Source organism: Mycolicibacterium litorale (genome assembly GCF_010731695.1).
Classification (GTDB): Bacteria; Actinomycetota; Actinomycetes; order Mycobacteriales; family Mycobacteriaceae; genus Mycobacterium; species Mycobacterium litorale.
In genome coordinates this window covers 2,960,359-2,979,673 of sequence record NZ_AP022586.1, presented here as the reverse complement: position 1 = coordinate 2,979,673, position 19,315 = coordinate 2,960,359, and the positions used below count along the sequence as shown (strand labels likewise).

Genomic DNA, 19,315 nt, shown 5'->3' with positions numbered 1-19,315 from the left:
CGACGCATGCCGATCTTGGAGGAGCACGCACCCGTGGCCGTCCAGCTTTCCCCGATTCAGTCGTCAGTCCTCTCGGCGATCACCCGAAGGTCGTCCCGGGTGTGGCTCGTGGCGCTGGCCGTGGGCACACTCATCGGCGTCGCCCTCGGGGCGTTGGCCGGTGGTGCCTTCTACCTCAACCGCAACGCCGACCCGACGTCGAGCGCGCAGATTCGGGTGACGCCGCCGGTCGATCTGGTCGCCATGGTGACCGGGGCGCCCATTGACTTCACGCAGAGCCACATCAGCGACTACGTCGCCGGTGAGGTCGCCTACCTCGACGGCGCGGGCTTCGCCAGAGCGGTCAACGAACGACTGGGACGCCCTGGGCCCGCGCACCTCACCATCACCCAGAACGGTACGTCGCAGGTGCTGACCATCTCGTCGACCGGGGCGACGGCGCGGGAATCGATGGCGACCGTGCGCACGGCGCTCAACCTGTACGACCAGCGTCTGCGTCAGCTCACCGACCGGCAGCTGGACAGCGCCCTGGCCGCACTCGACGAACGCATCAAGGCGATCAGGGCCACCCGCGATGTGGGGCGGCTCATCGAGGCACAGCAGCTGCGCTCCAACGTCGAACTGCAGGCCGCGCAGCCGACCGGCATGCAGGTGCTGAATTCACCGCTGACCGATCCGTCGGTCGGCTCCGACCGGTGGCCGCTGGGGGCGCTGTTCGGCGGGCTGCTCGGCGGGCTGTTCGCGCTGATCGCGATGGGTCTCTACCGGAGCCGTTCCGGCCGGGTCGTTGCCGTCACCGACATCGCCGACGCGGTCGACCGCATCCTCACCCCGGAGGTCAGCCTGCGTGGTGGCCACGGTCCCGATTCCGATGCCGCACAACGCCAATTGGCGCGCACGCTCTTCGCGCAGTGCCCCGGTACGGCGCCCAACCGGGTGATCGTCGTCATCGGCGCATCGCGTTCCTCGGGATCCGGCCGCGTCGCTTCGCTGCTCGAGACGGCCGCCGCCGAACAGGGTCCGACCGTCCTCGTCACGCTCGCCCAGGATTCGGTGACGCTGCCCGCCGGATCGAAACACGACCACACGCTGATCCTCGACATCGGGGCGCTCGGCGATTCGGCCCTGGCCACCCAGGCGATCGCGGCCGCGACGGATCTGGTCCTGGTGACGCGTCTGAACGTGGATTCGGTCGCTGCGGTGTCCGCGGTCCGTGCCGCCACCGCGTCGAGTCCGGTTCCGCTGCGGGCTGCGGTAACCTACTGGCCGCTGTTCGCTCGCGGGACGAAGACGCCGCCCGCCACACAGCGTGACGGGTCCGCGGACGCACCGGCCCGCGAGGCCGATCCCGCTGTCGAGGCGGCGGCCACCACACCATGAGGCCCGACACCACCACCCGCCGGGCCAGGGTCTGGTGGTTGGCGCCGACATCGGTGATCCTGATGGTGGCGACCATGTCGATCCTGCTCACCGCGGCAATCAGCGACGACAGGTTCCGCGCGCTGTGGAACACCCCGAAATCGGTGACCGGCCATGTCTTGGTCCTGATGTTCTGCGGGGCACTGGCACTGGCCGTGGGCGCCAGCGCGGTCGGGGCGCTGCGCCCGGTGCGGCTCCCGGCCCAGCGGTGGCCGAACCTGCGCCCCGAGGCGATCGCCCTGCTGTGCCGGGCCAGTTCGCTCCTCGTCGGCCTCACCGTGCTGGGCTACCTCGGTTTCGGACTGCTCATGGCGCGAGCGGGCATCGGCTGGGCGCAGATCGCCGGCGCCTCCGGTTACTCCGGTTCCGCCCCGATCAAAACCGTCGTGGGCACCATCCCCGGCGTCACGACGATGACCCAGTTCGGCATCGCTGCGGTCATCGTCTCGAGCGTCGTCCTGGCACAACAGAATTCACGGGCCGAACTGCTCAAGATCGTCGCAGTCGTCGGGATGTCCGTGCCGCGCGCCTTCATCTTCGCCGAACGGCTGGCCGTCCTCGAACTCGTCGTCCCGATCGCCGTGGTCGCCTGCTACCGGGTGGCCGAGACGCCCCGGATGCGGTCACTGGTACGGATCGTCCCCGTGGTGGCGCTTCCCGCGGTGATCGTGATCTTCTCCGTGTTCGAATACTTCCGCAGTTGGGAGTTCTACCGCGGGACCGGCCGCAGCTTCTGGCAGTTCTCGTTCGAACGGGTCGCCGGCTACTACGCCACCGCGGTCAACAACGGCTATCTGGAGCTGAACCACCTCAACGTGGCCGGGCGCGAACCGCTGACCACTCTCGAATTCCTGTGGGACGCACCCGGCGTCCGCCAGCTCGGGCTGTACGACCAGCTGGCCGGGAACTTCCCGGGACGAAACGGTGTGGTGACCGACGCCGACTACGTCGCGATGCTCACCCACTACGGCAACCCGGAGTTCAACAACGCGACGGGCTTCTCGATCCCGTACCTCGACTACGGCACGGCGGGCGGGCTGCTCTTCTTCCTGATCGCCGGCGTGATCGCCGGACTGCTCTACCGGGCGTTCCGCGAGGGCTCACCGGTCGGCCTCCTGCTGTACCCGCTGTTCTTCGTCGGCCTGATCGAACTGCCGCGCTACATGCACTGGACGCAGGGACGTTCGCTGCCGTCGTGGGTGGCACTGGGTGTCGTCGCGTTACTCGTCACGCGTGCCGACCGCCGATGGCGCACCACCCGTCGTGACGACGTTCAGGAACCGGTCGCCGTACTGAGCTGAGCCAGCGGGACGCCCAGCGCCCCGGTGAGCACCGTGGCCGCCGAACGCTCCCAGGAGTACCGCTCGGCGTTGAGCCGCCCGCGCTCGATGAGATCGGCCGCCAGCCCGGCGTCGCGTTCGAACTCCTCGATCCGGGCGAGCAGATCGCGGCTGTCGTCGGGGTCGAAGTAGAGGGCGCCGCGACCACCGACCTCCGGCAGGGACGCCGCCGACGAACTGATGACCGGGCAGCCCAGCACCTGCGCCTCGAGGACAGGTAAGCCGAAGCCCTCGTATTTCGACGGGAACACCAACGCGCGCGAATTGCGGTACAGCCAGACCAGTTCGGCGTCGGTGAGCCGGCCCGCCACCGTCGCCGCGGTCCGCAGATCCGCTATGGCCGCGAAGACCTGGTCGCGACCGGCGGCTCCCACCACCACCACGCGGCGCCCTGACGCGGTGAGCGCGGCCACCGCACCGGTGAGGTTCTTGTGCTGGGCGAGGGTGCCGACCACCAGATACTGCCCGCCGTCGACGTCGAGGTCGGGCCGCGCCGGATCGAGCTGGGTCAGACCGTCGGCCGCGCACGGCGCCACCAGGAACCGTCCCCGGTCGACCCGCAGCACGCAGGCGAGTTCGTCGGCGCTGAAATCGGAGACGGTGAGGAGCAGGCGGGCCGTGCGCGACAGCACGACGTACATCACCCAGTAGAACGCGACGAAGGCCCGGCGGAAGGTGTGCGGATGACGGAAGGCCGTCGCATCGTGCATGGTGACCAGCTGCCTGCGTTTGAGAACCGGTGCGGGACCGGCGAAGTTGAGCAGCATCCGGCCGGCGGTGGCCGCGGGCAGGTACAGCTGCTCGAACAGCACTCCGCCCACCGGTGCCGGACGGATCTCCACGTGCGGCGCCGATGCCCACGCCGGCGCCTCGACGCCCTTGGGCGTGTGCAGCACCAGATCGACCGCCTCCGCGCCGACCAGGCACCGCACCATCTCGGTGGCGTAGCGCTGCGTGCCGGTCAGCGGCTGAGCCAGCCACTTACCGTTGACGTGCACCCGGTCCATCAGCGCGCCCCGGCGTACGGGCCGTAGAGCTCCTTGAGCGCCACCTGCTGGCTGCCGTCGCAGTTGTCGGCCAGCGCGATGCGAGTGGCGTCGCGGACGGCGGCACGATCGCGCGCGGTGGCCAACGCCGGGAGGAGGTCGGCGAAGCCGGCGGGTTCGGCGAAGGTCAACGGCAGACGCTGCCCGTCCAGATACGGCCGGGTGCGGGCGACGACCGGCAGGCCTGCCGCATTCGCCTCCAGAATCGAGATGGGGAGCCCTTCCCACAGGGCGGTGTGCAGGTAGACGTCGCCGCGGGCGAGTTCGGCGAGTGCCTCGGCCCGGGGCAGCCAGCCCGTCACCGTGATGCGCCGATCGGCAAGGTACCGAGCGCAATCCGCGTCGCCGTCCCCGATCCACACCGCCTCCAGATCGGGGTGCGTGCGCCGGGCGCAGGTGACGGCGTCGGCGAAGAACACCGGATCCTTCTGGGCGCCGAGTCTGCCGTTGCCGACCACCCGCAGAACGGATTCAGGCGTGGTGCGGGTGTTCGCCGGCACCGTGCACGGTCCGGCGACATTGGGCACCGTGACGACACGCGGTGTGCTCAGCGGCCAGCGGGACAGGCGCGCCTCGCGCGGTGAGCAGACGCCGTACGCGCTGGTGTTCACCGAGAGCAGCCATTCGGCGGCCCGGAACGCCGCCCGTATCGCCGGACCGACGTCGCGGCGTTCGAAGGCGTAGCAGTGCGGTGAGTAGACGATCGGGCGGCGCGCGGACCGGCGCACGGCGAGCCGGGCGTACACCCCGCCCTTGCTGGAGTGGGCGTGTACCACGACCGGCCCCTCCAGCCCCGTGACGTAGCGGCGGATGAACCGCAGCCGGGCGGCATGCCCGTCGGGCAACTCGGCGGTGGCGGTGAATCCCGCGAATTCCGCTGTGCCGACCGCGGCCTCCGTGCGGCGCGCGTAGACGAGGTGGTGGTCGGCGGCCGGGTAGTTGCGCGCGAAGTCGCGGATCGCCGCGGCGGTGCCGCTGGCGAACGACTCGGTGACGTGCACGACGGTGAAGGCAGTGGTCACGGTGCTCCTTGCGGGTCGGCTGGTCAACGGACGTCGACCGGTGTGCCGTTGACGGTGAAATCGGAGGTCTCGACGGCTGGGGCGGGTGCGTCCACCAGCAGCGGTCGAACGCCGTTGTCCTGCAACCGGATCTGCCGGAACGCGATGGCGTCGACCGTCCCGGGCTTGGCGATCACGCCGATGCCGCGCTGCGCGGTCGGCGGGGTCGCGGTGATCGTCAGATCCGAGACCGAGACACCGCTGACGGAGTGACCGGCGTGGCCGGAGTAGACCAGCACCGCGCCGTGCACGACGGCGGGATCGGTGTTCGCCCCGGCGATCGTGCCGCCGGTGACCCGGATGCCGGCGACGGAATCGGTGAAGTACGGGTCGCCCTCGGACGCGATGTAGACCCCGGCGCCGCTGGTACCGGACACCGTGATGTCACGTATCGCGACGTCCCGGCCGCCGACGACGGAGATGCCACGGCCCCAACGGGTTCCCTCGACGACCGGTGCGGTGATGGTGATACCGGCACACGGTCTGTCGGTGCCGTAGGACACCACCGCCACGCCGTCGTCGCCGGTCCGTTCGGTGCGCGGGCTCTCGAGTGTGCCGTTGGTGGCGCCGTCGGTCATGTGGATGCCGTCGGCGAGGGAGTCGCGAACGGTGACGCGCGTGAGGTGGAAGCCGCTGACGCCGTCGACGAACACGCCCGCGGCCGCCGACCCGTCGACGGTCACGTCGGTCAGCGAGACGCCGTTGCCGCCGACGACGAGTTTGTGCTGTTCGAGTCCCGTGCGCCGGGGCCCGTCGGTGGGCGCGCTCAGCGTCACGTCGGTCACGGACACCCCCGGCGCGTCGATGAGGACCGCCGATGTCGGGGCGTTCGTCGCGGCCAGGGTCGCGCCGTTGCCGTCGATCCGGACGCCGGGCACCGTGATCCGGAGGACGCCGTGGTGGAAGTAGGTACGCCGCTCCAGCCGGATGGTGTCACCGGGTCGCAACTGGTCGAATTGCGCTTGCAGCGAGACTGTTTCGTCCGGCGGCGCGCTGTGCGCGGCCTGGACGCCGTGGACGGCCAGCGCGATCACCAGCGTCGTGGTCAGGACCGCGGCCACGACGGATCCCAACGATGTCCGCCGGCGTCGACGGGGGTCACGGAACGGGCGCACAGGAGCTCTCCGCTTCGAGCGCGTGTAGGACGTGGTCGCGCGTTCCCAGCACGGTGAAATGACGCTGCATCGCCGCCGTCACCCACCGCATGAATGCGAACTTCTCGCGCGCCGGCACACCCATTCCCGGGAAGAAGTCGAGCGCGGGGGCGTCGCGGCGGTCGAGCAAATCGGTGGGGTGCAGCAACATCGTCATCCCGATGCCCCGCGCCCGGCACAGCCGCACGGCGGTGCTGAAGTACAGCCGCGCCACCCGCGGCGAGACCGCATACAGCTGCATGAGGTAGGACCCGTGTATCGGGATGCGCAGCAGCGGCATCGTGGTGACCGGCAGTTCGGCGATCCCGCTCGCGGACCGGTGCGGGCGCAGGGGAAGCAGCGCCTGGTGCGCGCCGCCGAACAGTTGCCCGCGATCCGCACGCTGTTCGGCGGTCAGCGTGGCGGTGCGGAAGTGGTGGGCGCGGGCGAGCGGGCCGATCCAGGTCGGGAACGTGCTGGCGTCGTAGGCGTATCCCCGCTCGACCAGCAGCCGTTCGAGCGTGGCACTGGTGCTGTAACCGGGACCGCGGAATCCGGTGGGCGCCGGTGCGCCTGCGGCGACGATCGCCGCATGGGTGCGGTCGATCTCCGCGGCGACCCGGTCGGCGCTGTACCGCTGCAGCCACGGCTCGTGCTCGTAGGAGTGGTTGCCGATCTCGTGGCCCCCGGCGGCGAACGCCCGTACCGCCTCGGCCCCGTCGTCGCGGTCGGCGTCCGCGCCGATCACGAAAACCGTTGACCGTAGGCCCGATTCGCCGAGAAACTCTACGATCCGCGGTGTCGCGGTGGTGAGATAGCTGGGCCGCGTCTCCCATTCGGGATCGCCGTGGGTCTTGAGGAACGACCAGACGTTGTCGAGGTCGAACGAGAGGCTGGCGACGGGACGGTGGTCGGTCATCGGGCGTTCCCCTGGGTGATCGGTTGGTCGGCGACGTCGTTGTCCGTGTGGCGGATCGGCTCGCCGACGACGGTGCCGACGCGGGCCATGGCGAGTACGCCGGCGACGACGAGGATCAGCCCCACGACCAGCCACGCCGTTCGGCCGTCGGCGATGCGATCACCGACCAGGGCGAGCCCGGCCGCGGATGCGGCGACCATGGTCACGGCGTCCATCGCGGACCCGGCAGATGTCGTCGACCCGCGCTGCAGCGCGGCGGCCAGCAGGATCTGCCCGACGGCGGCCGCCGCCAGCGTCAGCCAGGCGAGCGGCTGCAGCGGCAACGCCGTCACGTCGAGGGCGGGCAGCGGACGGCTGGCCACGGCGAGTACGGCGAATGCCGCGCCCGCCAGACCAGCCAGGGGCACCGCGCCGCGGGCCCGCCAGGCCGCGGGTGCCAGAGCGAGGCAGGACGCCAGGAGCGCGGTGAGCACCCACCCGGTCGCCGGCGGCACGGCGGTGACCCGGGACGGTTCGGCGGCCCCGGCCAGCAGTACGAGCGCCACGGTCAACACCGCGAGCACGGCGGCCTCGGCGCGGGTGACCCGCCAGCCGAAGGCGACCGCGCCCATGACCGCGGCCACGCCCACTGCCGCGCACGCCGCGGCCTGCACCAGGTACACCGGCAGCGTTTCGCGCGCGTAGAAGGCCAGCAGGAAGCCGGCGACCTGGGCGGCCAGCCCCCACGCGTAGCAGCGGTCGGTCGCGAGCCGAATGACCAACCCGCGCTCAATGCTGTTGCTGGTGATGGTACGGCGAGCGGCAATGCTTTGCAGAATCAGCCCGATCGCGTACGAAAACGTCGAGGAAGTGAGCATAAGAGCGGCTATCACCGGGTTGAACTGCCGTTTCTGATCGTCGAGCCGATGGGCGGGAACTTTCAAGGTAACTTTGCCAAGCGAATTTACAACACTTCACTGCTTCCGGCATAGTGGGCGAGGTGACCGAAGTCCATCTGGTAGCAGGAACCCGTCCCGAGGCCATCAAGCTGGCGCCGCTGGTGCCCGCTCTGCGGGCGCACGGCATGAGGCCGGTGTTCGTCGCCAGCGGCCAGCACCCGACGATGGTTCACCAGGCCCTCGACGCGTTCGGGCTGGAACCCGACGTGACGCTGAGCATCGACCGTGGCAGCGGCAGCCAGGCCGAACTCATGGCCGCGTTGACGACCCAGCTCGAAAAACACTGGGGACAGCGAACTCCCGACGCGGTGGTGGTCCAGGGCGACACCACGACGGTGTTGGCGGCGGCGATGGTCGCCTTCTGGGCGAAACTGCCGATCGCCCATGTGGAAGCGGGGCTGCGGTCACACGATCTGGCGGCGCCTTTCCCCGAGGAGGGCAATCGCAGGCTGGTCGGTCAGATCAGCCGGCTGCATCTCGCGCCCACCGCCGACGCACGCGCGAACCTCGAACGGGAGGGCACCCGGGCGGCAGACATCGTCGTCACGGGCAATACCGTGATCGACGCGGTGCTCGACATCGCAGCCCGCGGCGGGCGGGTCGCCGACCCCCGGGTCGCCGCTTTCGTCGAGCGCGCCCGTACCGGCCGGAGCAGGCTGCTGCTGGTGACCGCCCACCGGCGTGAGTCCTGGGGTGAGCCGCTCGACCGCGTGCTGAACGCGGTGCTGCTGCTGCTCGACAAGTACTCCGACGTCGAGGTGGTCCTGCCCGCGCACCCGAATCCGGCGGTGGCGCAGCAGGTTCGGACCGCGCTCGGTGCCCATCCCCGCGTGCTGGTGACCGAGCCGCTGGCATACCCGATCCTCGTGGCCACGCTGGCGGCGTCCACCCTGGTGCTGTCGGACTCCGGGGGAATCCAGGAGGAGGCTCCCAGCTTCGGCGTCCCGGTCATCGTGCTGCGGGAGGTCACCGAGCGGATGGAGGCTGTCGACGCCGGGTGCGCGGTGCTCGTGGGCACCGATCGCGATGCGGTCCTGGCGCAGGCCTGCCGGCTGCTCGACGACGCCGATGAGCGAGCGGCGATGGTGTCGAGGGGCAACCCGTTCGGGGATGGCCGGGCGGCCGACCGGTGCGCGGCGGCGATCTCCTGGATGCTCGGACGCGCAGACACCGTCCCGACGGAATTCCGGTTCTGACCGGACCTCCGACCGGGGTCAGTTCAGCCGGGCAGAACACCCGGGCAGGGTCTCGATGGCCCGGGAGGCCGACCGCTGCCGCTTCGGCACCGTGTTGAGCGCATTGAATCCGTAGACGAACGACACCATGGACACGACGGTCCACGCGTTGCCCAGCAGCCACTCCCACGCGGTGTGGCTCGGCGCGGCGGTCAGCCAGTACACGGCGATCGCGAGGGTGGGGTAGCCGGACAGCACGAAGAACCTGCCGTCGGCGCTCACCCGCCAGCCCGGATGGCGGCGGTTGTGCAGGTGCCACAAACCAAGCGCCAGCAGCGTGACCACCGCGGTGACCGGACCGTGCATGGAACCACCCCTGCTCTCACGGCGGACGACTCGATGGCACGCCGTGTCGCCGCTGAATTTACCACTCGGCGGGGGCAACCGTGTTTCGCCAGCTCGGGAAATGGCTCTGCAGTCGATAGCCGTTGCTGACACCGGCGGTACCGGCTCATTCCAGGGTGCGGGTGACCTTCTCCATCGCGCGCCGCCGGTCCAGCGCAGCGGCGTCCGGGTGCGCGACCTGCACCAGTGAACCGCCGACGGCGTAGACGGCGAGCAGACGACCGATGACGTCATCGGCCGTCGCCCAGTCGGCGGTCGACAGCACCCGGTCGCCCGGTTGCAGGCCCGCGGTGGCGGCGGCGCGCGCGGCCGCGGCGAGTACGTCGTCGACCGAGCGGCCGTTCAGCGCCGGACCGGGCCCGCGCTCGGGCACGATCTGGTCGCCGTGGACGCGGACGGCGGTGGCGTAATCGGTGATCCCGACCGGCAGATCGGCGACCGGCCTGCCGAACGGATCGAGAGACAGGGCGGCGATCTCACCGGCACCGACCGCTGCGTCCGCCTCGTCGATCCGGTCGGCGGTGCACAGTGCCACGTCGGCCCCGTCGTGGTCGGCGCCGCCGCCCATGAGTGCCTCGGCCCCGATCCACCACAGCCCGAACAACACCGCCGCGGTCTGCCAGTGCGCGGGCAGCAGCACCGCGACCCGGCTCGCGGGTCCCGCGCCCAGTTCGTCGCGCAGCAGGTTTCCGGTCTTGGCCGCCCAGTTGGCCAGCGTCACGGCGGACACCTCGATGCGCTCGCCGGTGGCGTCGTCGTAGTAGGTGATGCTCGGCGCGGCGGGGGCCGAGTCCAGCAGAGGCCCGAGCAGCGCGGCGGTGACGGTCAGTTCACACACTCCGGGTCCTCGGATCCGGCGGTGATGATCTGCGGGGGCGGCGGCGGTGCGGCCGGGTCGACGGCGGTGGTGCCGGCCGGGTCGGCGGTCAGCATCGTCGGATCGGTGCCGTCGAGGCCGGAACCGGGTCCGGTGTAGTCGTCGGAGAGCACCACACGGACCGTGCCCGGCGCCACGGACTTGTCCTCCACGACCGTGAGCCCGCCCAGGTCTCGCGAAATCGCCTGCGCTCCCAAGTCGTCCACCTTCGCGGCCTGCACCTGGCTGGAGTCGACGGGTCCGCTGTCGTAGTTGCCGGTCGGGCCGGGGGTGAACCCCTTCTGGGACAGGACCGCCGACACCGAGGCGGCCAGCCCGTTGATGTCGGTGGCGTTGACGACCTCGACGGTAGTCTTGTCCGGTGTGTACGCCAGTTCCTCGGTCTTGCCCTCGTCCTGCTCGTTGAGCAGGCTCGTCACCCACTCCTGCACGGCCGCGGGGTCGACGCGCACCACGCTCTGCATACCGTCGTCGCTCCAGCCGTCCTCGCGCAGCACCGGGATGGTGGAGAAGGCCACGTTGCCCGCGGCGAGCTTCTGCAGCTGGTCGACGAAATCCATGATGTCCCAGCCGTCGGAGAGCACCACCGAGCGCTGCACGGCCGCTTCGAGCCGGCTCAGCGTGGCCGGGCTGGACAGTGTCCTGCCGGAGATCACCTCGTGCGCCAGTGAGGCCATCACGGCCTGCTGGCGGGTGACCCGGTCGAGGTCGCCACGGGGCAGATCGTGACGTTGGCGCACGAAGCTCAGCGCCTGCGGCCCGTTGAGCTTCTGCCAGCCGGCGGGGAAGTCGGCACCCGAAAGGGGTTCGTAGACAGGTTGTTTCAGGCAGACGTCGACGCCGCCCAGGGCATCGGTGATCAGCGCGAAGCCCAGCAGCCCGATCTCGGCGTAGTGGTCGACGGTCACACCGGTCAGGTTCGCGACCGTCTTGATCAACGCCTCACGGCCGTCTTCCACCGCGATCGGTTCGGCCTCGGCCGGGTCCATTCCCTGTTCCTCGACGAGCTCCTTGAGCTTCTCGAGGTGCACCGACCCGTAGACACCGTTGATCTTCATCTTGCCCAGATCCGGCGCCTGGACGTACGAGTCGCGGGGGATCGAGATCGCGGTCGCCGACTGCCCGTTGTTCGGGATGCGGATCAGGATGATCGTGTCGGTGTTAGTCGACACGTCGTCACCGGCGCGCAGGGTGGCCAGCTCCTCCTGCGACAGCGGGTTGCCGTGCGCGTCGGTGCGGCTGTCGGAGCCCACCAGCAGGACGTCGATCGCACCGTCCTCGCCGCCCTCCCCGAGAGCCGGGGAGCTGATGTGGTTGATGCCCTCTTCGAACGACCGGATCCGGCTCCAGGCCACACCGGTCCCGAGCACCACGGCGAGGGTCACCGTCACGGCGACGGCACGAAGGACTCGAGCGGGCATCAGCTCAGGCTACTGGCGAGTGCGGCGCAGACGGGGTAGCGATCGTCGGCGCGCCAGCACGCGTGTCAAACTCACACGCATGCCGCAACGTCTCGTGATCACCGGTGCCGGCGGCATGGTGGGGCGCATCCTCGCTGCTCAGGCGCGCCGGCAGGGTCGCGATGCGCTGCCGCTCACCTCCGCCGAGTGTGACATCACCGACCCGTCGGCGGTCGCGCGCCACGTCACCGCGGGCGACGTGGTGGTCAACTGCGCGGCCTACACCGACGTCGACGGCGCCGAAGCCGACCCGGAGCGGGCGCACGCGGTCAACGGCGCCGGGCCGGGGAATCTGGCCGCGGTCTGCGCGCGGGTCGGCGCGGGCCTGATCCACATCTCCACCGACTACGTCTTCGGCGGCGAATTCGGCGGCGCGCCACCGCGGCCGTACGAGATCGACGACGAGCCGAGGCCACTGAGCGTCTACGGCCGCAGCAAGCTCGCCGGTGAGCGGGCCGCGCTCGACGCGCTTCCCGAGACGTCTGTCGTGCGCACCGCGTGGGTCTACGAGGGCGCCGACGGGTCTGACTTCGTCGCGGCGATGCGCCGCAAAGCGCTCGGCGGCGAGACCGTCGACGTGGTCGCCGATCAGACCGGATCGCCGACCAGCGCCCACGACCTCGTCGGCGCGCTGCTCGAGATCGCCGACGGACGGGTGCGGGGCCCGGTGCTGCACGCGGCGAACAGCGGCGAGGCCAGCCGATTCGACCAGGCCCGCGCGGTGTTCGAAGCGCTCGGCGCCGATCCCGAGCGGGTGCGCCCGGTCGGCAGTGACCGGTTTCCCCGGCCGGCGCGACGGCCGGTGTACTCGGCGCTGTCGGGTGCGGCGTCCGCCGCGCGCGGGCTGACGCCGCTGCGCCCGTGGCGCGAGGCGCTCGTCGCGGCCGTTCGGGGGCAGCGGTGAGCGGCCGCTACCCTCTACGCCGTGTGGGGCGTGAATCGGTGGTCGCCAGGTGAGTGACGAGTTGACCGTCGTCACGGTGACGTATTCACCGGGGCCGCACCTCGACCGGTTCCTGGCGACCCTCGCGCACGCCACCGATCGGCCGGTCACGGTCATCATGGCCGACAACGGGTCCACCGACGGCGCACCGGAGCGGGCGGTCGAGCGCTATCCCAACGCCAGGCTGATGCGCACCGGCGGCAACCTCGGCTACGGCACCGCGGTCAACCGCGCGGTCGCCTCGATCGACGCCGATGCCGGTGACCCGGAGTTCCTGATCGTCGCCAACCCCGACGTGCAGTGGGGCCCGGGATCCATCGACCTCATGCTGGCGGCGGCGGCCAGGTGGCCGCGGGCCGGCGCACTCGGGCCGCTCATCCGCGACCCCGACGGTTCGGTCTATCCGTCGGCACGGCATCTGCCCAGCCTGGTCCGCGGCGGTATGCACGCCGTCGTCGGCCCGTTCTGGCGGTCCAACCCGTGGACCGCGGCCTACCGCCAGGACCGCGCGGAGCCCAGCGAACGCCCGGTGGGTTGGCTGTCGGGCAGTTGCCTGCTGCTGCGGCGGGCGGCGTTCGCGCAGATCGGCGGGTTCGACGAGCGCTACTTCATGTACATGGAGGACGTCGACCTCGGCGATCGGCTCGGTCAGGCCGGGTGGCTGAACGTGTACGTGCCGTCGGCGGAGATCCTGCACGACAAGGGGCACTCGACCGGGCGGGATCCGGCTCGCAACCTGGCCGCCCATCACCGCAGCACCTACACTTTCTTGTCTGATCGGTACCCGCGCCGGTGGCAGGCGCCGCTGCGGGCGGCGATGAAGGGCGCGCTGGCCGTGCGGGCCGGGTTGGTGGTGCGCAAGGCGCGTCGAAATCAGGCCAAGGGGGGTAGGTCATGGTGAATCCGGCTCAGGTGGACGCCGTCGTCCTGGTGGGCGGACAGGGCACGCGGTTACGGCCCCTGACGCTGTCGGCGCCGAAACCCATGCTGCCGACCGCCGGGCTGGCGTTCCTGACCCATCTGCTCTCCCGGATCGCCGAAGCGGGCATCGAGCACGTCGTACTCGGCACGGCGTACAAGGCCGACGTCTTCGAGGCCGAGTTCGGCGACGGGTCGAAACTCGGCCTGCAGATCGACTACGTCTTCGAGGACGAGCCGATGGGCACCGGCGGCGCGATCGCCAACGTCAGCGACAAGCTGCGCTACGACACCGCGATGGTGTTCAACGGCGACGTGCTCTCGGGCTGCGATCTGCGCGCGCTGCTGGACAGTCACGAGAGCCGGGACGCCGACGTCACCCTGCACCTGGTGCGGGTCGGCGACCCCCGTGCCTTCGGCTGCGTGCCGACCGACGACGACGGAGTGGTGACCGCGTTCCTGGAGAAGACGCAGGATCCACCGACCGATCAGATCAACGCCGGCTGCTACGTCTTCAAGCGGGAAGTGATCAACCGCATCCCGCGCGACCGTCCGGTGTCGGTGGAGCGCGAGGTGTTCCCCGGCCTGCTGTCGGACGGCCTGCGGGTGTGCGGGTACGTCGACGCGACGTACTGGCGGGACATGGGGACGCCTGAGGACTTCGTGCGCGGTTCGGCGGACCTGGTGCGCGGGATCGCGCCGTCGCCGGCACTGCCCGGTCGCCGCGGGGAGTCGCTCGTCCACGACGGCGCGTCGGTGGCGCCGGGTGTGCTGCTCATCGGCGGCACCGTGGTGGGCCGCGGCGCGGAGATCAAGGCCGGGGCACGCCTCGACGGTGCGGTGATCTTCGACGGAGCCGACGTCGGGGCGGGTGCGGTGATCGAGCGGTCCATCATCGGGTTCGGTGCGCGCATCGGTCCGCGGGCACTGATCCGTGACGCGGTGATCGGTGACGGCGCCGACATCGGCGCCCGGTGCGAACTGTTGCGCGGGGCGCGCGTGTGGCCCGGCGTGACGATCCCGGACGGCGGCATCCGGTACTCGACCGACGTCTGAGCTCAGCCCCTGCGGGCGGCCGCGGCGAGCTGAGCGAGCCCGAAATCGGTGTCGGCGGGCAGCGCGTCCAGGGGCCACCACCGCAGGTCGAGTGACTCGTCCGACCGGGTGAGCCGCGCACCCTGCGGCGCGCGCACCAGGAACTGCAGGTCGAGGTGGCGGGTCGGCACGCCCAGCGAACACGTCACCGGGTGCACGTGCACGGCCGCGAGACGCGGGTCGATGACCAGCCCGTCGATCCCGGACTCCTCGCTCGCCTCCCGCAGTGCGGCGGACACGACGTCGGGGTCGTCGGGTTCGCAGTGTCCGCCCACCTGCAGCCAGCGGCCGAAGCGGGGATGCAGTGTCAGCACCGCCCGGCTGCCGGTGTGGTCGAGCACGAGTGCCGACGCGGTGACGTGACCGGGTACGCAGGCGCGCAGGCAGCCGTCGGGGCGGGCCGCCAGGAAGGCGAGCACGGCGTGCCGCAACGAGTCCTGCGCCGGGTCGGGGGCGGCCCAGTCGGTCAACAGCTCGACCGCGGACCCGTGCAGGCTCACCGGCGCACCAGCAGGTCGCCCGGGTCGACGGGATCCCGGGGACCCGAGGGGTCGGCGGGGTAGCCGACCGCGACGGCGCCCAGCGGTTCCCATTCGGCGGGCAGGTCCAGTTCGTCGCGCACGAGGTCGGCGGCGAAGATCGTTGACCCGACCCAGCAGCTGCCCACCTCGCGGACCGCCAGCGCGACCAGGAACGCCTGGACGGCGGCGCCGACGGCGACGGTGAACATGGTGTGCTCGGCGGCGGTGCGGGCGGCGTCCGGATAGTGATGCGCACCGTCGGGCACCAGGAACGGGATCACGAGTTCCGGTGCATCGTAGAGGATTTGGCCCCGGGCGAGCCGTCGCTCGACGGCGTCATCGGGCAGGCCGTCGGCGCGCAGGTCGGCACGCCAGCGGTCCTTCATCCGGTCGAGCAGGCGGGTGCGCGCCGCCTGCTCGGTCACCCAGACGAAGCGGACCGGCCGGGTGTGGTGCGGTGCCGGGGCGGTGAGCGCTTCGGCGACCGCGTCCTCGACGATCTCCGGCGGCACCGGATCGGCGCTGAAGCGGCGCACCGACCGGCGCAGCAGCTGCGCTTGTGCCCGGCCGAGCGCCATGGCCTCCTCGGTGCCGAGCCAGAACAGGTCGTCCGCACCGGGCCGGAGCAGATCATGTGCGGTGGATCCGTTGTCCGGCAACGAGAGTCCGCGCACGACGGCCACCGGGATCCCGGTGAGCTTGCCCTTGACCAGGTCGGCGGCCGCGGCGATCTCGTCGGCGACGGCGACTTCGGTCACCAGGAGTTCGTTGCCGTGCGCGTCGTGCGCGCCGGCGTATCCGTAGAGCACGCTCAGGCCCGCAGCGCCGATCGCCGCGTCGATCTGGCCGTTGCGCCACGCGCGGCCCATGGTGTCGGTGATGACGATCCCGACGGTGACGCCGAGTCGCTCGGCGAGGCCGGTCCGCAGACGCGCGGCGCTGCCGTCGGGGTCGACCGGTAGAAGTGCGAGTTCGCCGGCGTCGACGTTGGAGCCGTCGACCCCGGCGGCCGCCTGGATGAGCCCGATGGCGTTCTCGGTGATCAGCGTGCGGCCCTTACGGGCCAGGACGCGCACCGCCTCGTCGTCGATGAGCTTGCGCCGCAATGCGTCCCGCTCCTCGGGATCCTGCGGCGCGGTCACGATGCGGCCCTCGCACTTCGACACCACCTTGCTGGTGACCACGACGACGTCACCGTCGCGCAGCCACGGCGCGGCGCGGGCCAGCGCGGCGGCCAGGTCGTCACCGGGCCGAAACTCGGGCAGCCCCGGCACCGGGAGCAGTTCGATCGCCGCGGCGGAGCCGTGTTCGGTCATCGCGGCGGAGCCGTCTTCGGTCACAGCGTCACTCCGGCCAACCGGATCCCGGCGCGGACCATCTCGGCGGTGGCCGCCGGATCCGTCATCAGCAGCGGCACCGCTTCGACCGCCACGCCGTCGATCTGTGCGCTGTCGCCCTCGTGGATCAGCCACCCGTCGAGGATGCCGGTGCCCGCGCGGGCGCCGTAGTGGCGTCCGACCGCCTCGGAGGTCGATGCGACGCCGATCACAGACAGGCACTCATCGGCCATGCCGCGCAACGGTTTTCCGGCGACGATGGGGGAGTACCCGATGACCTTCGCCGTGGTCGACCGCAGCGCGCCGCGGACGCCGGGGATGGCGAGTATCGAGCCGATGCTGACGACCGGGTTGGACGGCGCGAGCAGCACGACGTCCGCCTCGGCGATGGCGTCGGTGACGCCGGGGGCGGCGGTGGCCTTCTCGGCGCCGACGAACGCGAAGCTGTGGGTGGGCACCTTCGCGCGGTAGCGCACCCACCACTCCTGGAAGTGGATGGCGCGGCGTTCCCCGGTGTCCGGGTCGGTGATGACGACGTGGGTCTCGCTGCGGTCGTCGCTGGCGGGCAGCAGTCGCGCGCCCGGCGCCCACCGGGCGCACAGCGCCTCGGTCACCTGGGACAGCGGATAGCCCGCGCGCAGCATCTGACTGCGGACCAGATGGGTGGCCAGGTCGCGGTCGCCGAGTCCGAACCAGTCGGGCTGCACGCCGTAGGCGGCGAGTTCCTCTTTGGCATGCCAGGTTTCGTCGCGATGGCCCCACCCGCGCTCGGGGTCGATCCCGCCGCCGAGGGTGTACATACACGTGTCGAGATCGGGGCAGATCCGCACCCCGAACATCCACGTGTCGTCCCCGACGTTGACCACCGCGGTCAGCTCGTGGTCGGTCTCGACCTGCGCGGTGTCCGGGCCGAACTGTCCCAGCCCGAGCAGCCGCTGTACGCCGAGCAGGAAGCGTGCCCCGCCTACGCCGCCGACCAGTACCGTCACCTTCACATCGAACGAGACTAGGCGCTTGTCCGCCGGCGGGTTGCACCGCTCCTGACGCTTCGCCGTGGCCGGCGAAGTCACGGATCGGACACGCCGACATTTCCGACGCGCCGCGGAACTGTCACGAGGTGATATGAATTCCTGTTCCAGCGCTTGACCCCAGCTGCCAACGCGTGTGTAATCACACCAGTGTCATTTCCCGGTTGGCCAGCCGATTTCGGTGTCGCAGACCGAGATTCGATCACTTGTTCGAATTGGGTTGGCCGTACAGCACCTAGTGGGGCCACGTGGATCTACGACACCGAGTGAGGAGGGGCGGGAAATGTCTTTTGAGCAAAGCGAATTCGATCGCGTGGTCCGGTTCGACAGCCGGCTACTCGGCTCCGTCGGCGGGGCACCACACACCGACGCGGGAGCCGCACCGATGGGGGCCATGGGTCGGCCCCAACTGAGTCTGGTTCCGGAACAGATCGACACCGAGACCGAGGACGCCGACGATCTGTGGCAGGAGCGCGCGCTGTGCGCTCAGACGGATCCCGAGGCGTTCTTCCCCGAAAAGGGCGGGTCGACGCGCGAGGCGAAGCGGATCTGCATGGGCTGCGAGGTCCGTGACGAGTGCCTCGACTACGCGTTGGCCCACGACGAGCGGTTCGGCATCTGGGGCGGGCTCTCCGAGCGCGAGCGCCGTCGCCTCAAACGCGGCATCATCTGACCCCTCCGGATTTCCCCCTGCGGGGGCGCTCTCAGTCGTCGTCGTCGATCGTCGGGTCGATGACGGAGGGCTCGACCCCCAGATATGTGGCCACCTGAGCCACCAGCACCTCGTGCAACAGCTCGGCGAGTTCGTCGGAATCCTTGGCCCGGCGCTCGATCGGCCTCCTGAACAACACAATTCGCGCCCGCGTGGCGTTACCGCGGACATCCACCCCGGCGGGAATCAGCCGGGCCAGCGCCACCGGCCCGTCGGCCACCACCTCCGGCGGCCACTGCACACTTCCCGGATCCTTCGGGGCCATCCGCGGGATCTCGTCCACCGCGACGTCCAGACCGGAGACCCGGTCCTGCCAGCGCCGCTCGATCGGCTCGTAAGCCTCGAGCACCGCCATGTCGAATCGCTCGGCACGGCTGCGCCACCCCGGCACGGTCGGCGGGAGGAGCGGGCCGCGCATCCCGCGACCGCGGCGCGATCTCCAGCGGTTGCCCTCGGCCACGGTCACCGATCGTAACGGTTGGCTATCGGCGGGTCCGCCGCTGCGCGTGTCCGGCACCACGCGGCGTTTCTCCCGCGATAGCCTTCCGTTCGTGAATGTTCCCCGTCGCTGCTGCCGGCCCGGGTGCCCCCACTATGCGGTGGCGACGCTGACGTTCGTCTACTCCGACTCCACCGCTGTCGTCGGCCCGCTGGCCACCGTGTCCGAACCGCACTCGTGGGATCTGTGTGTGGGCCACGCCGGACGCATCACCGCGCCGCGCGGGTGGGAACTGGTCCGCCACGCCGGACCGTTGCCCTCGCACTCCGATGACGACGATCTCGTCGCCCTGGCCGATGCGGTCCGCGAGGGTCGCGAGGCGGTCGCGCCCGCAGGCGGCGTCGTCCCCGGCTTCTCCGATCCGACCAGCGGTGCCCAGGGCGGAGCTTTGCTGGCACCGCCGGTCCGCAGGCCGGAGACGACCGGACGCCGGCGCGGGCACCTGCGCGTGCTGCCGGACCCGTCCGAGTAGGGCCTCATAGCTGCGGA

Annotated in this window: 20 protein-coding genes; 8 read left to right on the top strand and 12 right to left on the bottom strand. The window is 70.9% G+C overall.

All coding sequences use genetic code 11. The annotated features are described in order from the left end of the window. Nucleotides 1–6: 6 nt before the first annotated feature. Together G6N30_RS14140 and G6N30_RS14135 are read left to right on the top strand one after the other, a co-directional pair. A complete protein-coding gene (locus G6N30_RS14140; RefSeq protein WP_134053775.1) occupies nt 7–1,380 on the top strand; it encodes a GumC domain-containing protein in 1,374 nt (457 codons plus the stop codon). Continuing rightward, nucleotides 1,377–2,720, top strand: a complete 1,344-nt coding sequence (locus G6N30_RS14135) for an O-antigen polymerase (RefSeq protein ID WP_134053773.1) — start codon at nt 1,377–1,379, stop codon at nt 2,718–2,720. Before G6N30_RS14140 ends, G6N30_RS14135 begins: the two co-directional genes overlap by 4 nt. Here G6N30_RS14135 and G6N30_RS14130 read toward each other — a convergent pair. Genes G6N30_RS14130 through G6N30_RS14110 form a run of 5 tightly spaced genes read right to left on the bottom strand, consistent with a single transcriptional unit; the run spans nt 2,693 to nt 7,679 of the window. Next, a complete protein-coding gene (locus G6N30_RS14130) occupies nt 2,693–3,766 on the bottom strand; it encodes a glycosyltransferase family 4 protein (protein WP_234880128.1) in 1,074 nt (357 codons plus the stop codon). The genes G6N30_RS14135 and G6N30_RS14130 overlap by 28 nt on opposite strands. Beyond that, a complete protein-coding gene (locus G6N30_RS14125) occupies nt 3,766–4,827 on the bottom strand; it encodes a glycosyltransferase (RefSeq protein WP_134053771.1) in 1,062 nt (353 codons plus the stop codon). The genes G6N30_RS14130 and G6N30_RS14125 overlap by 1 nt, the downstream gene beginning before the upstream one ends. Before the next feature lie 23 nt (nt 4,828–4,850). Continuing rightward, nucleotides 4,851–5,927, bottom strand: a complete 1,077-nt coding sequence (locus tag G6N30_RS14120; protein ID WP_134053769.1) for a right-handed parallel beta-helix repeat-containing protein — start codon at nt 5,925–5,927, stop codon at nt 4,851–4,853. A gap of 37 nt (nt 5,928–5,964) precedes the next feature. Further along, on the bottom strand, nt 5,965–6,918 hold the full coding sequence (locus G6N30_RS14115) for a polysaccharide deacetylase family protein (protein WP_134053767.1): 954 nt from the start codon (nt 6,916–6,918) through the stop codon (nt 5,965–5,967). After that, the gene (locus G6N30_RS14110; protein ID WP_234880127.1) at nt 6,915–7,679 is read right to left on the bottom strand and encodes a hypothetical protein; all 765 of its coding nucleotides are present in this window, start codon (nt 7,677–7,679) and stop codon (nt 6,915–6,917) included. Before G6N30_RS14110 ends, G6N30_RS14115 begins: the two co-directional genes overlap by 4 nt. Before the next feature lie 218 nt (nt 7,680–7,897). Here G6N30_RS14110 and wecB point away from each other — a divergent pair, with 218 nt between their 5' ends. Further along, nucleotides 7,898–9,052, top strand: a complete 1,155-nt coding sequence (gene wecB / locus G6N30_RS14105) for a non-hydrolyzing UDP-N-acetylglucosamine 2-epimerase (RefSeq protein ID WP_234880126.1) — start codon at nt 7,898–7,900, stop codon at nt 9,050–9,052. Nucleotides 9,053–9,070: 18 nt separating this feature from the next. Here wecB and G6N30_RS14100 read toward each other — a convergent pair whose 3' ends face one another. From G6N30_RS14100 to G6N30_RS14090, 3 genes are all read right to left on the bottom strand, one after another. Continuing rightward, nucleotides 9,071–9,397, bottom strand: a complete 327-nt coding sequence (locus tag G6N30_RS14100; protein ID WP_134053761.1) for a hypothetical protein — start codon at nt 9,395–9,397, stop codon at nt 9,071–9,073. 145 nt (nt 9,398–9,542) lie between these two features. Then, complete coding sequence (locus tag G6N30_RS14095; RefSeq protein ID WP_134053759.1) at nt 9,543–10,274, bottom strand: TIGR03089 family protein; 732 nt, start codon at nt 10,272–10,274, stop codon at nt 9,543–9,545. Then, entirely contained in the window at nt 10,262–11,734 is a 1,473-nt protein-coding gene (locus tag G6N30_RS14090; RefSeq protein WP_134053757.1) for an LCP family protein, read from the bottom strand. Before G6N30_RS14090 ends, G6N30_RS14095 begins: the two co-directional genes overlap by 13 nt. A gap of 79 nt (nt 11,735–11,813) precedes the next feature. On the opposite strand from G6N30_RS14090, the gene rfbD reads away from it, so the two are divergent. Genes rfbD through manB form a run of 3 tightly spaced genes read left to right on the top strand, consistent with a single transcriptional unit; the run spans nt 11,814 to nt 14,690 of the window. Further along, nucleotides 11,814–12,677, top strand: a complete 864-nt coding sequence (gene rfbD, locus G6N30_RS14085; RefSeq protein WP_134053755.1) for a dTDP-4-dehydrorhamnose reductase — start codon at nt 11,814–11,816, stop codon at nt 12,675–12,677. 49 nt (nt 12,678–12,726) lie between these two features. Next, entirely contained in the window at nt 12,727–13,617 is an 891-nt protein-coding gene (locus G6N30_RS14080; protein ID WP_134053753.1) for a glycosyltransferase family 2 protein, read from the top strand. Further along, entirely contained in the window at nt 13,611–14,690 is a 1,080-nt protein-coding gene (manB, locus tag G6N30_RS14075) for a mannose-1-phosphate guanylyltransferase ManB (RefSeq protein WP_134053751.1), read from the top strand. Before G6N30_RS14080 ends, manB begins: the two co-directional genes overlap by 7 nt. Before the next feature lie 2 nt (nt 14,691–14,692). Here the strand turns inward: manB and G6N30_RS14070 are convergent, their stop codons facing one another. From G6N30_RS14070 to cofD, 3 genes are read right to left on the bottom strand one after another with little or no spacing between them, the layout of a single operon-like run. Next, on the bottom strand, nt 14,693–15,229 hold the full coding sequence (locus G6N30_RS14070; RefSeq protein ID WP_134053749.1) for an NUDIX hydrolase: 537 nt from the start codon (nt 15,227–15,229) through the stop codon (nt 14,693–14,695). Next, nucleotides 15,226–16,566 (bottom strand): coenzyme F420-0:L-glutamate ligase, encoded by a 1,341-nt coding sequence (locus G6N30_RS14065; protein ID WP_134055269.1) that lies wholly within the window; start codon nt 16,564–16,566, stop codon nt 15,226–15,228. The genes G6N30_RS14070 and G6N30_RS14065 overlap by 4 nt, the downstream gene beginning before the upstream one ends. Before the next feature lie 20 nt (nt 16,567–16,586). Further along, on the bottom strand, nt 16,587–17,582 hold the full coding sequence (gene cofD / locus G6N30_RS14060; RefSeq protein WP_134053747.1) for a 2-phospho-L-lactate transferase: 996 nt from the start codon (nt 17,580–17,582) through the stop codon (nt 16,587–16,589). 316 nt (nt 17,583–17,898) lie between these two features. On the opposite strand from cofD, the gene G6N30_RS14055 reads away from it, so the two are divergent. After that, a complete protein-coding gene (locus G6N30_RS14055; RefSeq protein WP_134053743.1) occupies nt 17,899–18,288 on the top strand; it encodes a WhiB family transcriptional regulator in 390 nt (129 codons plus the stop codon). A 31-nt stretch (nt 18,289–18,319) separates the two neighbouring features. Here the strand turns inward: G6N30_RS14055 and G6N30_RS14050 are convergent, their stop codons facing one another. Beyond that, on the bottom strand, nt 18,320–18,745 hold the full coding sequence (locus G6N30_RS14050) for a metallopeptidase family protein (protein ID WP_134053741.1): 426 nt from the start codon (nt 18,743–18,745) through the stop codon (nt 18,320–18,322). Nucleotides 18,746–18,878: 133 nt separating this feature from the next. On the opposite strand from G6N30_RS14050, the gene G6N30_RS14045 reads away from it, so the two are divergent. Continuing rightward, the gene (locus G6N30_RS14045; protein WP_134053739.1) at nt 18,879–19,298 is read left to right on the top strand and encodes a DUF3499 domain-containing protein; all 420 of its coding nucleotides are present in this window, start codon (nt 18,879–18,881) and stop codon (nt 19,296–19,298) included. Nucleotides 19,299–19,315: the final 17 nt, after the last annotated feature.

Bases quoted from the DNA above. Each gene is read 5' to 3' on its own strand.
- G6N30_RS14140 (WP_134053775.1), top strand. From the start codon at position 7: ATGCCGATCTTGGAGGAGCACGCACCCGTGGCCGTCCAGCTTTCCCCG.
- G6N30_RS14135 (WP_134053773.1), top strand. From the start codon at position 1,377: ATGAGGCCCGACACCACCACCCGCCGGGCCAGGGTCTGGTGGTTGGCG.
- G6N30_RS14130 (WP_234880128.1), bottom strand. From the start codon at position 3,766: ATGGACCGGGTGCACGTCAACGGTAAGTGGCTGGCTCAGCCGCTGACC.
- G6N30_RS14115 (WP_134053767.1), bottom strand. From the start codon at position 6,918: ATGACCGACCACCGTCCCGTCGCCAGCCTCTCGTTCGACCTCGACAAC.
- G6N30_RS14100 (WP_134053761.1), bottom strand. From the start codon at position 9,397: ATGCACGGTCCGGTCACCGCGGTGGTCACGCTGCTGGCGCTTGGTTTG.
- G6N30_RS14090 (WP_134053757.1), bottom strand. From the start codon at position 11,734: ATGCCCGCTCGAGTCCTTCGTGCCGTCGCCGTGACGGTGACCCTCGCC.
- rfbD (WP_134053755.1), top strand. From the start codon at position 11,814: ATGCCGCAACGTCTCGTGATCACCGGTGCCGGCGGCATGGTGGGGCGC.
- manB (WP_134053751.1), top strand. From the start codon at position 13,611: ATGGTGAATCCGGCTCAGGTGGACGCCGTCGTCCTGGTGGGCGGACAG.
- G6N30_RS14065 (WP_134055269.1), bottom strand. From the start codon at position 16,566: ATGACCGAACACGGCTCCGCCGCGGCGATCGAACTGCTCCCGGTGCCG.
- G6N30_RS14055 (WP_134053743.1), top strand. From the start codon at position 17,899: ATGTCTTTTGAGCAAAGCGAATTCGATCGCGTGGTCCGGTTCGACAGC.
- G6N30_RS14050 (WP_134053741.1), bottom strand. From the start codon at position 18,745: ATGCGCGGCCCGCTCCTCCCGCCGACCGTGCCGGGGTGGCGCAGCCGT.